16 protein-coding genes are annotated in these 12,846 nt (G+C 61.7%); 9 read left to right on the forward strand and 7 right to left on the reverse strand.

Annotated elements, in window-relative coordinates:
• The 5 genes from HJB89_RS00330 to HJB89_RS00350 all read left to right on the forward strand — a co-directional run bounded on the left by HJB89_RS00330 (window position 1) and on the right by HJB89_RS00350 (window position 2,897).
• Entirely contained in the window at window positions 1-411 is a 411-nt protein-coding gene (locus HJB89_RS00330; RefSeq protein ID WP_207582416.1) for an HIT domain-containing protein, read from the forward strand.
• On the forward strand, window positions 408-1,367 hold the full coding sequence (gene nudC / locus HJB89_RS00335) for an NAD(+) diphosphatase (RefSeq protein ID WP_207582417.1): 960 nt from the start codon (window positions 408-410) through the stop codon (window positions 1,365-1,367). The genes HJB89_RS00330 and nudC overlap by 4 nt, the downstream gene beginning before the upstream one ends.
• Before the next feature lie 4 nt (window positions 1,368-1,371).
• Window positions 1,372-2,064, forward strand: coding sequence for a YafY family protein (locus HJB89_RS00340; protein WP_049731259.1), 693 nt, complete (start codon window positions 1,372-1,374; stop codon window positions 2,062-2,064).
• A gap of 72 nt (window positions 2,065-2,136) precedes the next feature.
• On the forward strand, window positions 2,137-2,397 hold the full coding sequence (locus tag HJB89_RS00345) for a hypothetical protein (protein WP_207582418.1): 261 nt from the start codon (window positions 2,137-2,139) through the stop codon (window positions 2,395-2,397).
• A 131-nt stretch (window positions 2,398-2,528) separates the two neighbouring features.
• Window positions 2,529-2,897, forward strand: a complete 369-nt coding sequence (locus HJB89_RS00350) for a VOC family protein (protein ID WP_221148649.1) — start codon at window positions 2,529-2,531, stop codon at window positions 2,895-2,897.
• A gap of 65 nt (window positions 2,898-2,962) precedes the next feature.
• On the opposite strand, the gene HJB89_RS00355 is transcribed toward HJB89_RS00350, so the two are convergent.
• Entirely contained in the window at window positions 2,963-3,817 is an 855-nt protein-coding gene (locus HJB89_RS00355; protein WP_207582420.1) for a prephenate dehydratase, read from the reverse strand.
• Window positions 3,818-3,827: 10 nt separating this feature from the next.
• A complete protein-coding gene (locus HJB89_RS00360) occupies window positions 3,828-4,583 on the reverse strand; it encodes a 3-deoxy-manno-octulosonate cytidylyltransferase (RefSeq protein WP_207582421.1) in 756 nt (251 codons plus the stop codon).
• Window positions 4,584-4,736: 153 nt separating this feature from the next.
• Between HJB89_RS00360 and HJB89_RS00365 the strand changes: the two genes are divergently transcribed.
• A complete protein-coding gene (locus HJB89_RS00365) occupies window positions 4,737-5,294 on the forward strand; it encodes a cytochrome c family protein (protein WP_221116478.1) in 558 nt (185 codons plus the stop codon).
• 72 nt (window positions 5,295-5,366) lie between these two features.
• Here the strand turns inward: HJB89_RS00365 and HJB89_RS00370 are convergent, their stop codons facing one another.
• A complete protein-coding gene (locus HJB89_RS00370) occupies window positions 5,367-6,314 on the reverse strand; it encodes an AEC family transporter (RefSeq protein WP_207582423.1) in 948 nt (315 codons plus the stop codon).
• A 510-nt stretch (window positions 6,315-6,824) separates the two neighbouring features.
• Between HJB89_RS00370 and HJB89_RS00375 the strand changes: the two genes are divergently transcribed.
• Window positions 6,825-7,817: an adenosine kinase gene (locus HJB89_RS00375; protein ID WP_221148650.1), complete on the forward strand. Its 993-nt coding sequence runs from the start codon at window positions 6,825-6,827 to the stop codon at window positions 7,815-7,817.
• Here the strand turns inward: HJB89_RS00375 and HJB89_RS00380 are convergent.
• Entirely contained in the window at window positions 7,810-8,349 is a 540-nt protein-coding gene (locus HJB89_RS00380) for an SH3 domain-containing protein (protein ID WP_207582425.1), read from the reverse strand. The genes HJB89_RS00375 and HJB89_RS00380 overlap by 8 nt on opposite strands.
• 184 nt (window positions 8,350-8,533) lie before the next feature.
• Between HJB89_RS00380 and HJB89_RS00385 the strand changes: the two genes are divergently transcribed.
• Window positions 8,534-9,535: a D-glycerate dehydrogenase gene (locus tag HJB89_RS00385; protein ID WP_221116479.1), complete on the forward strand. Its 1,002-nt coding sequence runs from the start codon at window positions 8,534-8,536 to the stop codon at window positions 9,533-9,535.
• A gap of 22 nt (window positions 9,536-9,557) precedes the next feature.
• Here the strand turns inward: HJB89_RS00385 and HJB89_RS00390 are convergent, their stop codons facing one another.
• Genes HJB89_RS00390 through recF form a run of 3 tightly spaced genes read right to left on the reverse strand, consistent with a single transcriptional unit; the run spans window position 9,558 to window position 11,988 of the window.
• Complete coding sequence (locus HJB89_RS00390) at window positions 9,558-10,046, reverse strand: GNAT family N-acetyltransferase (protein ID WP_207582427.1); 489 nt, start codon at window positions 10,044-10,046, stop codon at window positions 9,558-9,560.
• A complete protein-coding gene (locus HJB89_RS00395) occupies window positions 10,043-10,867 on the reverse strand; it encodes a molybdopterin-synthase adenylyltransferase MoeB (protein WP_207582428.1) in 825 nt (274 codons plus the stop codon). The genes HJB89_RS00390 and HJB89_RS00395 overlap by 4 nt, the downstream gene beginning before the upstream one ends.
• The gene (gene recF / locus HJB89_RS00400) at window positions 10,864-11,988 is read right to left on the reverse strand and encodes a DNA replication/repair protein RecF (RefSeq protein WP_207582429.1); all 1,125 of its coding nucleotides are present in this window, start codon (window positions 11,986-11,988) and stop codon (window positions 10,864-10,866) included. The genes HJB89_RS00395 and recF overlap by 4 nt, the downstream gene beginning before the upstream one ends.
• 376 nt (window positions 11,989-12,364) lie before the next feature.
• Between recF and HJB89_RS00405 the strand changes: the two genes are divergently transcribed.
• Window positions 12,365-12,730, forward strand: a complete 366-nt coding sequence (locus HJB89_RS00405; protein ID WP_207582430.1) for a helix-turn-helix domain-containing protein — start codon at window positions 12,365-12,367, stop codon at window positions 12,728-12,730.
• Window positions 12,731-12,846 lie beyond the last annotated feature (116 nt).

Here is a 12,846-nt window from a genome sequence, read left to right on the forward strand (position 1 = left end):
TTGAACGGCTTTATGCTCGACCCTCGGCTGGAAAACGACAGCGTCAGCATCATGATCACGGGCCTCTGTGATCTGAGATTGTCGAGGGATGCCCGCTGGCCCTGGCTCATTCTCGTGCCGCGCCGGGCAGGCATCACCGAAATCTTCGAGCTGACGCCGCTCGACCAAGTGCTGCTTGCCTTCGAGACCGAGCTCACTGCCACGGCGCTGAAGCAGATCACCGGTGCCGCAAAAATCAATATCGGGGCTCTTGGCAATATCGTCCGCCAGCTTCATGTTCATGTGATTGCCCGCTTCGAAGGCGATGCCAACTGGCCGGGTCCCGTCTGGGGCTTCGGACGCGCGGAACCCTACGAAGACGAAAAGAGAGACGAATTCACAGCGAAGCTGCGGGAAGCCCTTTCATCATGAGTCATTCGCTTTTCGATTCGGATGTGCCGCATCCGGAGCCCAGCAATCTCACGGCTTTTGCCGCCAACGACCTCAATCGCGATTCCGAACATCGCGACGAACGCTCCGTCGAAAAAGCGCTGGCCAAGGAGGGCACGCATATCTTCGCCTTCGCCGGCGACAAGCTGGTGCTGAAGCATGACGGCCAGGTGCTCGATCCGCTCTTTGCCCGCTATGAGCTTCAGGAGCTTCGGCCGAATTGGGACGAGACGGTGCTTCTCGGCTACCGCAAATCAGGCGAGCCGCGCCTTGCGGTTCCCGTCGGTATCGACGTCGACGATCTCACCAGCCAATACAAGCCTGCCGACGGCCGCACGCTGTTTCGCGAAATGCTGATCGACGAGGTGCTGCTCGGCGAATTCGCCCAGGCCGCGAGCCTCATCCGCTGGAATGGCGACAACCGCTTCTGCGGCCGTTGCGGCTCGGCGATGGAGATCCACATCGGCGGCTACAAACGTGTCTGCGCTGCCTGCGAACACATGATCTTCCCCCGCACCGACCCTGTCGTCATCATGCTGACGATCGATGAGAGCCGCGACCTCTGTCTGCTCGGCCGCAGTCCGCATTTCGCGCCCGGCATGTATTCCTGTCTTGCTGGCTTCGTTGAACCTGGTGAGACCATCGAGAACGCCGTGCGCCGCGAAACGCTGGAGGAATCGGGCATCCGCACCGGCCGCATCCGCTACCACGCCTCGCAGCCCTGGCCGATGCCACATTCCCTGATGATCGGCTGTTACGCCGAGGCCAGATCCGCCGAAATCACCCGCGACGAGACGGAGTTGGAGGATTGCCGCTGGTTCACCCGCGAGGAAACGATCGAGATGCTGGAACGCCCGAGCGCGACAGGCAAGGCCTCTCCGCCGAAAGGGGCGATCGCCCACCGCCTGATGCGCGACTGGGTGGAGTGGAAGCGGTAACGCCATGCCGGTCGCCCGCTCGGAACGGCTGCTGACGCTGCTCCAGACGCTCCGGCGTTACCGGCGGCCGGTGACCGGCATCGTGCTTGCAGAGGAAACCGGCGTCAGCCTGCGCACGCTCTATCGCGATATTGCCAGCCTGCAGGCCCAGGGTGCGATGATCGAAGGCGAAGCCGGCATCGGCTACGTGCTGAAGCCGGGTTTCATGCTGCCGCCGATGATGTTTTCCGAAGAGGAGCTGGAAGCACTGGTGCTCGGCTCGCGCTGGGTCGCCCGCGCCGCCGAACCGCGCCTGGCCGGCGCCGGCGCCGATGCGCTCGCCAAGATTGCCGCCGTGCTGCCGGCCGATATGCGGGAGATGATCGATTCGGCAGCCCTTTTCGTCGGCCCCAAACGCCGGGACGAGGACAAGGCGGATGTCTCGGCCATCCGCCGGGCGATCCGCCTGGAGCGGATCCTCGAACTGCATTATGGCGACGAGCAGGGCCGGATCTCGCGTCGCCGCGTCTGGCCTTTCGCACTCGGCTATTTCGAGCATGTACGCGTCCTCATGGCCTGGTGCGAACTGCGCCAGGACTTCCGCCATTTCCGCACCGACCGCATCATCGACATGACGCTGCATGAGGTGCGTTATCCGCGCCGCCGCACGGTTCTTCTCAAGGAATGGCGCGAGCAGGACGTGCCGCTCGAGAACTGAAACGCTGCTGCCATAAACTGTCAGCAGTCGGGGTTATCATCAGTACCACTTCAACAGGAAGGAGTACTGATCATGGCAATGCCTCCAGTCATTCAGCGGGCCGGCGACCGCTTCGCCACTGATAGCTTTGCCGACATCATTTCGGCCGAAACTTTCGCCGACGTCCGCCAATCGGCACGCTCCGGCCTGCTGCGCCTGGCCATCAGCTTTTTCTGGATCCCCGGGGGAAGCCGCTCCAAGCTCGACGTTGAAGCGACACCCGACTATCTGAAGCGCGACCTCGGCTTCATGGATGGGCGCAACCCACGCCACAAGGATGGTTTCCCGCTCTAGGCCACCTCATCGTTATCCGCATCCGCGAGGAGACGAGGGCGTTGCTTCGGCAACGCCCTTTGTGCCCTGCTGCCATAAATTGGCAGCAGGTAATTCCTCGTCCACCATTTAACACCACCGGGAGAACCAAAATGACCAGCCCCAATCTGATTATCCTCTACGTCAAGGACCCCGGCGAAAGCGCAAGCTTCTACCGGAACCTCCTGAACCGCGAACCGACCGTGGAAGCACCGAATTTCGTCGCCTTTCCGCTCGATGGCGGCTTCACCCTCGGCCTCTGGCGGCGCAGCAAGGTCGAACCGCAGCCCTCCGCCATCGGCAACCGCGGGGAGGTGGCCTTCATGGTTGCGGGGGAAAATGCTGTCGCCAACCGTTATGAGGACTGGCGCAAGCGCGGCCTGCCGATCGCCCAGGAACTAACCGAACTGGACTTCGGCCCGACCTTCGTCGTGCTCGATCCGGATGGTCATCGCCTGCGTGTCTGTGAGCCGGATAAATAATAGCTGATATGCGAGGCCTCTCATGCATGCCGCCCGGAAGGTGGTTCCGGGCGATATGCAAAAAACTAAAGCAGGCCTCGCATCGCATGCCCCTTGTAGACGCCGAGGATGCGCACCTTCTCGGAGAAGAACCGCAGTTCTTCCAATGCCCGCCGCACGTTTGGATCGTTCGGATGGCCTTCGATATCGGCGTAGAACTGTGTCGCCACGAATCTTCCGCCGAGCTGATAGCTTTCCAGCTTGGTCATGTTGATATTGTTGGTGGCGAACCCGCCGAGCGCCTTGTAGAGCGCGGCCGGAATGTTGCGAACGTTGAAGACGAAGGTGGTAACGACCTTTTCGTCCGCCGAATTCCGTTGCGCCCATTCCTCGTCGCGCGACAACACGACGAAGCGGGTGACGTTGTTTTCGGTATCCTCGACATTTTCGGCGATGATCTCGAGCCCGTAGAGATCGGCGGCAAGCCGCGGCGCCAGGGCGGCCATCGAGCGGTCGCCGGTTTCCTTCACCAGCTTTGCCGCGCCTGCCGTATCGCCGGCGATCACAGGCTTCCAGCCATTGGCCCGAACGATCTTGCGGCACTGGCCGAGCGCGTGAATGTGGCTGTGCACGGTGCGGATCTCGTCCTTGGTCACCCCCGGCAGCACCATCAGCTGGAAGCGGATCGGCATGAAATACTCGCCGATGATGTGCAGCCGCGATTCAGGCAGCAGATGATGGATATCCGCGACGCGCCCGGCGATCGTGTTCTCGATCGGGATCATCCCGATATCGGCGTCGCCGTTGTCGACCGCCGTGAACGCATCCTCGAAGGTCTGGCAGGGCAGCGGCTCCATGGTCGGAAACATGTCCCGGCTGGCCATGTCGGAATTGGCGCCGAATTCGCCCTGGAAGGCGATCCTGTTGGTCTTGATGTTCATGATGGTTCCGTCAGTTCGACTTTGCGGAGAGGATGCGCCGCGCTATTTCGAGGTCGGCGGGAGTATCGACACCGAGCGGAACCGTGTCAACGATCTCAACGTCGATGCGCATGCCGGCCTCCAGCGCCCGCAACTGCTCCAGCGATTCGCGCCTTTCGAGCGTTGAAGGCCCGAGCGCGACGAACCGTTCCAGCGCCGCGCGCCGATAGGCATAAAGGCCGATATGGTGGTAGAGCGGGCCCTTGCCGTAAGGTGCCGTCGCACGCGTGAAATAGAGCCCGCGCAGTCGGGTGTCGGAAACGGGCGAACCGACAACCTTGACGATATGCGGCGCGGTTTTATCAGCTTCATTGTCGATTTCGGTCGTCAGCGTGCCGATATCGACCGCCTCGTTCTCGAGAGGGCGCAAAGCCGCGCGCACGGTTTCCGGATCGATCGTCGGCAGATCGCCCTGGACGTTGACGATGAATTTTGCCCTGCCGGCAGGATCGACTTTCTTCAGCGCCTCGAAGATCCGATCGGAACCAGATTGATGATCACTGCTGGTCATGACGACTTCGAAGCCGGCGGCCGAAACGGCATCGAACACCCGGGCGTCGTCGACGGCGACGACGACGCGGCCGATGGCTGCCTCCCTGGCGCGCATCGCCACCTGGACGATCATCGGCAGCCCGCAAATATCGGCGAGCGGCTTGCCCGGAAGTCGGGTGGAGGCCATACGCGCCGGGATCAATACAAGCACGTCATCTAAATTTGAATCACTCATTGGTCGGGCCTTCTATTCCGGGCTGAAAAGTGTCAAAAAGTCTCACGCACAAGACCATTTAGACAGTTGCAACGATCAGCCAAAAGACATAGGTTCCGCGCGATTTCAAGATGGTCGGGTTATGGTCTGCCGGCTGCAAGGGGAGCATTGCAGATGAATTCATACGTCAATACGGCCGTTGGGGCGCTGCTCGGAACGATTTTCGTTCTGATGTCGGTCTCCATCGCGTCCGAAGGGATCTTCCATTCCGAAGCACCGGAAAAGGAAGGTTTCGCGATCGTTGCCGAAGAGGCGCCCGCCGCTGGTGGCGAAGCTGCGCCTGCCGCTGCTGCCGTTCCGATCGCGCAATTGCTCGCTTCTGCCGATGCCAAGGCCGGTGAAACGGTCTTCAAGAAGTGTCAGGCCTGTCATGACGGCACCAAAGGGGGACCGAACAAGGTCGGTCCCAACCTCTTTGGTGTCGTGGATCGCCCGATCGCCTCGCATGAGGGCTTTGCCTATTCCGCTGCCATCAAGGATTTTTCCAAGGGCAGCAGCGAGAAGTGGACCTTCGAATTTCTCAACAAGTTCCTGATGGCGCCGAAGAAGGATGTTCCCGGCACGGCGATGGGCTTTGCCGGTCTGCCGAAGGATCAGGATCGCGCCAACGTTATCCTCTACCTGCACACGCTCGCCGATTCGCCGGTGCCGCTGCCGACCGCGACGCAGTGACGCGGACGGAATAATCGCATGTCATAGAAGCCCGGCCCGCGAAGCCGGGCTTTTTGTTGTGCAAAGAGTTTTTCAGGCACCCAGGAAATAGGCCCAGAGCGACACCGTGATTGCACCGAGCGCCGTCGTCACCGTGATCGTCGAGGCAGCGATGCTATGACCGACGCCGAAGCGGTTGGCGATTAGCCAGGCGTTGACGCCAGTGGGCACCGAGGAGGTCAGCACGATCGCCGCCGTCCATTCGGGGCTGAGGCCGAGGAGATGGCTCGCCGCCCATACGCAGCCGGGCAGCATCAGCAGCTTCAAGCTTGACGTGACGCTGGCGATGCCGAGATTGCCGGAAATGCCGTATTTCTCCAGCGCCATGCCGAGCGAGATCAGCGCCGCCGGACCGGCAATGCCGGCGATCTGCTTGACGACCGTTGCCAGGGTTACGGGCATGGTGAGACCGGAAAGATGCATGGCCATGCCGGCCGCAAGCCCGATCACCAGCGGATTGCGCACCAGATTGACGGCGATCTGGCGCAGCACGAGCATCATGCTGCGATCGCTTTTGCCGGCGATCTTGCGCTCGGCATGCTCCATCAGCACGGTGCCGGCGACCATCATCACCGGCAAATGCACGGCAAGCAGGATCGACAGCGCCACCAGCCCCTCATCGCCAACGGTCCGCTCGACGAGCGGCAGGCCGATGAAGATATTGTTGGCGAAGGCGGAGGAAACGCCGGCCAGCACGCCGATCCGTTCGTCGCGGCCGAAGAGCCGCGTGGCGGCGATATGGCCGGTCGCCCAGGTGATGGCAACGCCTGAGAAATAGACGATCCACAGCCGGAAAGGCGAGGCGCCATGAAAATCCGCCTCGGCGATGGTGCGAAACAGCAGTAGCGGCACGGCGATCTTGAAGACAAATTCGCTGAGCGCTTCGCCGACATTCGATGCCATCAGGCCGCTGCGGACGATCACCCAGCCGATGAGGATCAGGATGAAGATGGGAAGAACGTCGAGAATGATGGCTGACATGGGGGAGGCTGCTTTGCGCGGGGGGAGTATCAACCTCTACTGCATAATTCCTCAAATCGGAATCGGTTTAAGGAGAAAATTATCCAGCAATTCAAAGTTCTACGGCGCTGCGCGTCTAAGAAGGCGTAGCGGCGCGACAGCAGCAAGCCTTCTGGATTGAAAAGCCAATCGCCAATCCGGCAGCATCCGCAGAGCAAAAAAAGCGGGCACAGCCCGCTTTTCCGCTCCGGACCTGCCGGATATCCGATCGCGAAGCTGCCAGTTCATCCGTGGTCAGCATCGCGCCGGTAAGATCGAAGGGATCATCCCTCGGGCGCCCGGCTGCAACCGAAAGCTGCTCATGCCGGTCTTCTTGCGACTGTTTCTAGATTTTGAAGATGACACGGGCATGACGAATAGGCGGCAGTTTTGCGAAGAAATAGATGTGCCATCCGCCATTTATCCTTCCAAACTGTAGAAATTTCGCTAAGACCAAACCCCGGCTATCACAAATCCGGGACTCCCCATTTCATGACAAGATTCGATGTTCTGACAGTCGGCAACGCAATCGTGGATATCATTGCCCGTTGTGACGACCAGTTCCTCATTGACAACCAGATCACCAAGGCGGCCATGAACCTCATCGATGCCGAGCGCGCCGAACTGCTGTATTCGCGCATGGGACCGGCGCTCGAAGCCTCCGGCGGCAGCGCCGGCAACACGGCCGCGGGCGTGGCTAACCTCGGCGGCAAGGCTGCCTATTTCGGCAATGTCGCCGCAGATCAGTTGGGTGACATCTTTACCCACGACATCCGCGCCCAAGGCGTCCACTACCAGACCCGGCCCAAGGGCACCTTCCCGCCGACGGCCCGTTCGATGATCTTCGTCACCGGGGACGGCGAGCGTTCGATGAATACCTATCTCGGCGCTTGCGTCGAACTCGGGCCTGAGGACGTCGAGACCGACGTCGTGGCCGACGCCAAGGTCACCTATTTCGAAGGTTATCTGTGGGATCCGCCACGCGCCAAGGAAGCGATCCTCGATTGTGCCCGCATCGCCCATGAAAACGGCCGCGAAATGTCGATGACGCTGTCCGACAGCTTCTGCGTCGGCCGCTATCGCGGCGAATTCCTCGATCTGATGCGCTCCAGCAAGGTCGATATCGTCTTCGCCAATCGCCAGGAAGCGCTGTCGCTCTATGAAACCGACGATTTCGAAGAGGCGCTGAACAGGATCGCCGCCGATTGCAAGATCGCCGCCGTGACCATGAGCGAGGACGGCGCCGTCATCCTGAAGGGCCGCGAGCGTTATTACGTCGATGCGATCAAGATCAGGGAAGTTGTGGATACGACAGGTGCCGGCGATCTCTTTGCCTCCGGCTTCCTCTATGGTTATACGCAGGGACGCTCTCTGGAGGATTGCGGCAAGCTCGGTTGCCTCGCCGCCGGCATCGTTATCCAGCAGATCGGCCCGCGCCCGATGACCTCGCTTTCCGAGGCTGCCAAACAGGCTGGGCTTATTTGAAGGCTTCGCCGGGATAGGCGCCCCAGATCTCCGACTGCGCCACCCAGCCGGAGGCGCCGTCGGTTTCGGCGCGGCACCAGTCACCGTTGCATTCGCCGATCGTCACCATTACGCCGGGTTCCAGCTTGGCGACGATCGATGCGGAGGGCTGCGCCTCGCGCCGCAGATTGACAAAGACGCCCTTACCCTTCGTCTTCATCCACGGGGCGGCGATCGCCGCACGCTGGCCTGACAGCAGTGACTGGTTGACCCAGCCTTCGGTACCGTCCGCATCGCGAATGCGGCGCCAGTTGTCGTATTCCTGAATGATCTCCACCGGCAACCCGGATTTCAGGTACATCCACGAAACGGCATAATCCGTTCCCGGGCCGATGCGCAGGTTGACGCGCTTGGATTTCAGCGTGACGAAACGCGGCAATGGCAGTCCGCTTGGACCCTTGGCGGCCTGCGCATGGGCAAATTCGACGGTTCCCATGGATGCGGCCAGAGCGATGGCCAGGGCGAGGCAGGACTTCAGGACTTTGCTGCGCATGGAAGTTTCCGTTTGCTCGAATTCGCGGACAGGCCCGGCCTGTTCGCGGTCCGGGCTCTGACATTCCCCGGCCGCACCGCGAGTTTTGTTTGTCTTCGCGTGCGGGTCTGGTAGAAAATGCCCGGATGGGAAAATTATCACCCCTCTTGGTTAAAGACCTCTGAACAAGGCACCACAGCCAGCCATGACAGCGAAGAAAAAACCGAAGGTCTACATCACCCGCAAGCTGCCCGATGCCGTCGAAACCCGGATGCGGGAGCTCTTCGACGCCGAGCTGAACATCGACGACGCGCCGCGTTCCGTTCCCGAGCTTGTCGCCGCGGTCAAGACGGCCGAGGTGCTGGTGCCGACCGTCACCGATCGCATCGACGCGGCGCTGATCGATCAGGCGGGACCGCAGATGAAGCTGATTGCCAGCTTCTCCAACGGCACCGATCATATCGACGTCGAGGCGGCGGCGCGCAAGGGTATCACCGTCACGAACACCCCGAACGTCCTGACCGAGGATACCGCCGATATGACCATGGCGCTCATCCTCGCGGTTCCGAGACGGCTCGGCGAAGGCGCGCGCGTGCTGACCGACAAGCCGGGCGAATGGGCCGGCTGGTCTCCCACCTGGATGCTCGGCCGGCGCATTCACGGCAAGCGCATCGGCATTGTCGGCATGGGCCGCATCGGCACGGCGGTGGCCCGCCGCGCCAAGGCTTTCGGCTTGTCGATCCATTATCACAACCGCAAACGCGTCAATCCGGCCGTCGAGGACGAATTGGAGGCGACCTATTGGGAAAGCCTCGACCAGATGCTTGCCCGCGTCGACATCGTTTCGGTCAATTGTCCATCGACGCCGGCAACCTTCCACCTGATCTCGGCCCGCCGGCTGGCGCTGCTGCAGCCGACGGCCTATCTCGTCAACACCGCACGCGGCGACGTCGTCGATGAAGCTGCACTGATCAAGTCTCTGAGGGAGGGTCGGATTGCCGGCGCCGGCCTCGACGTCTTCGAAAACGAACCCGCCGTCAATCCGAAGCTCATCAAGCTCGCCAATGAGGGCAAGGTCGTGCTGCTGCCGCATATGAGTTCGGCGACGATCGAAGGCCGCATCGACATGGGCGACAAGGTCATCATCAATATCCGCGCCTTCATCGACGGCCACAGGCCGCCGAACCGGGTGCTGCCCGGCCGCTGAAGGAGGCCGCGTCGAGCTGGATTCAGACGATGCGGATCTGAGGAGCAAGCATTTTGCGCATCTCGACGAATGTCGTTCTGGCAAAGCCGGGATGCGCCTTTTCGGCGGTTCTGGAAAATCCCCAGGCGGCAAAGACGGCGTGATTGTCGGTAAGCTCGATGCGGGTTTCCAGCCGCAAAGCAGGAAGACCGAGCCTTGCGGCCGTCAGTTCGGCAATTGCCAGCAGACGCTTGCCGAGGCCCTTGCCCTGCACCTCAGGCAGAACGGCGAGCTTGCCGACATAGAGGCAATCGGCCTCCGGCCGCAGGAACAGGCAGCCGATCAATTTGTCGCCGTCGATGGCGACATGGCCGATCTCTGCATCGGCCTTTTCCGCCAGCGACCCCGCCGTCAGCGCGAGCGCCGAGGAAGGCGGATCAATCCTGCCGTTCATCGAAGCGAAGGAGGCGAGGATGAGTGCGAGCAGCTCGTCCCAGCGCGTGAAACGATGATCAAGAGGGATAATCGTCATCCGCCCTGTCTTTCTGTCGTGCGGCGCCGTTTATAGCGCACAGTGTCGAACCGGGCCTTGAGCGCGTCGTAGAGCAGCAGCCGCCCGACCAGCGGCTCCCCGGTGCCGGTGACGAGCTTGATCGCCTCCATCGCCATCATCGTGCCGATGACACCGGTGAGCGCGCCGATGATGCCGGCCTCGGCGCAGGCCGGAATCAGCCCCGCCGGCGGCGCTTCCGGAAAGAGGTCGCGATATCTGGGGTTGGGCGTCCCGTCCTCGGCGCTCTCATAAGGCTTGAGAACCGTCAGCGAGCCATCGAAACGCCCGACGGCGCCGCTGACGAGCGGAATACGTGCTTCCTCCGCCGCATCGGCGGCGGCGTAGCGCGTGTCGAAATTGTCGGAGCCGTCGATCAGCAAATCGAAGCCGGACAATTGCCGGCGGGCAGTTTCCGGGGAAAAGCGTTCCTCGAAGCGGATCAGCCGGACATGCGGATTGAGCCTGGCGATGGCCAAGGCGGCACTTTCCGTCTTCAACTCGCCGATCGTGCCGGAATCATGGATCACCTGGCGCTGCAGGTTCGACAGCGACACCCGGTCGTCGTCGACGATACCGAGTGTGCCGATCCCGGCTGCGGCGAGATATTGCAGCACCGGCGCACCGAGGCCGCCGGCACCGATCACCAGCACACGGGCGGCTTTCAACCGCTGCTGGCCGGCGCCGCCGATCTCGGGGAGCAGGATGTGGCGGTGATAGCGGGCGATTTCGTCCGGGCTGAGCGGTTCCATAGCGCCGATATTATCATGGCGCCCGGCGCTGGGAAAAGCCGCCTCGGTCATTCGAAAGCTTTCCCGTCGGCAACGGTGAAGAACTGAGCCCTGTCGCCGAGCGCCGAAAACATCTCGCGATCCGTTCCGGTCATGAAGGCCTGGCCGCCGAGCCCGTCGATGAGGTCGAACAGCGCGGCGCGGCGGCCCTCGTCGAGGTGTGCGGCGATCTCGTCGAGCAGCAGGATCGGCGCATGATCGGTGAGATTGCCGACGAGGCGCGCATGCGCAAGCACCAGGCCGATAAGCAGCGCTTTCTGCTCGCCGGTGGAACAACGTTCCGCCTCCATCGCTTTTTCGCGGTGGTGCACGATGAGGTCGGCCCGGTGCGGCCCCTCCAGCGTGCGCCCCGCGCCGGCGTCGCGGTAACGGCTCTCCGCCAGCATTGCCGCATAGTCGTCCTCGAGGTCGACCGAGGGTCGCGAAAACTGACCGTCCATGAAGCCTGAGAGCTGCAGCGCTGCCGAGGGGAAGGGTGAACTTTCCGGCCTTTCCTCGATCAGGCGGGTCAGCAGGCCGAGCATCTCCTGTCGGGCGAGCGCCATGGCGATGCCGAGGCTGGCCATTTGTTGTTCGATACCGGCGAGCCAGGAGGGGTCGAAACGGCCTTCATCCAGCAATTTGTTGCGGCTGCGCATGGCACGCTCGAAATCGCTGGCGCGGCGGCCATGGGCGGGATCGAGCGATAGCACCAGCCGGTCGAGAAAGCGGCGCCGGTCGGAGGAGGCGCCGGTAAAGAGGCCGTCCATCGCCGGTGTTAGCCAGAGAAGGCGCAGATGGTCAGTCAGTTCATCGGCGGTCTTGGCGGGGGTGCCGTTGATCCGCAGTCTGCGCGAGGTGGTTTCCTCGCTTGTTTCGATGCCGGTGCCGATCTCGACTTCGCCTTCCATGCCGTCGAGCGCGGCGAAGATCGAAAAACCGCCGGCCGCACCGACACGGGTAATGTCGCCATAGGCGGCGCGGCGCAGACCGCGGCCAGGCGAAAGCAGCGAGACTGCCTCCATGAGATTGGTCTTGCCAGCGCCATTGTCCCCCGTCAGCACGGCGTGCCGACCGTCAAGGGCAAGGGACGCCGCCGCATAGTTGCGGAAATCTGTCAGCTTCAGACGGGAAAGAGCAACCTTGTGCGGCATCGAATGTCCGGAATCGTGAAGCGTGACAGCTAAGCCTAAGCGGCGTTGATGGCAAGGCTCGCAGCTTCGTCGCCGCGGAACGTTGTCGCTACTGTCGATCGGTGCGCGATAAGCTCCGAGCACGACGCTAGGCGGGTTCAACTCTCGCTAAAAATACAACCTTTGGAGGAGGCGCCAACGTTGCCGAGGCAGTATGGGCGACGGCATCTTTCAGTCCCTTCGAACCCCGGATATTCGGGGTTTCGCCACAATTACCTCAGGCGGCTGACGTGACGTAAGGCACAAAAAAGCAAGTTGAAGTTTGCAACTGCAGGGTTGAGTTATCCTGCAAAAACGATATGATAAACGAACGGTTTATGTATCAGAGAGTGATGAAGTGCCAGATCCGGTTGATATTATCGTTGGTCGCAACGTAAGGCAGTTTCGCGCCCTTCGCCGTGTTTCCCAGCTCGAGCTTGGCGAAGCACTCGGACTGACTTTCCAGCAGATCCAGAAATACGAAAAGGGGACGAACCGCGTTTCCGCCAGCAAGCTGCATCAGATCGCGGTTTTTCTTGATGTTGAGATATCTGCTCTTTTCGAGGGAGCCGGCATATCGCAATTCGGCAGCCGCATCGAACTCAGCCCCGACGCCTATGCGCTGGCGCTGAGCTACGACAGACTGAGCTCGCCGGCAGGCAAGGAAGCGGTCAAGACCATCGTCACCCTGATGACTGGCCAAGCGGTCGAAACCGCCGCCTGATTCACCGAGCGCCACGCAAAGCATGACCTGCCCGGATCCGGATGATATCTGGACACATATAGCCGTGCGGCAATTTGGGGAGGCGACGTGCATCAAGACGAAGACCGGACTCATGT

The organism is Rhizobium sp. NZLR8 (assembly GCF_019685025.1).
Lineage (GTDB): Bacteria > Pseudomonadota > Alphaproteobacteria > Rhizobiales > Rhizobiaceae > Rhizobium.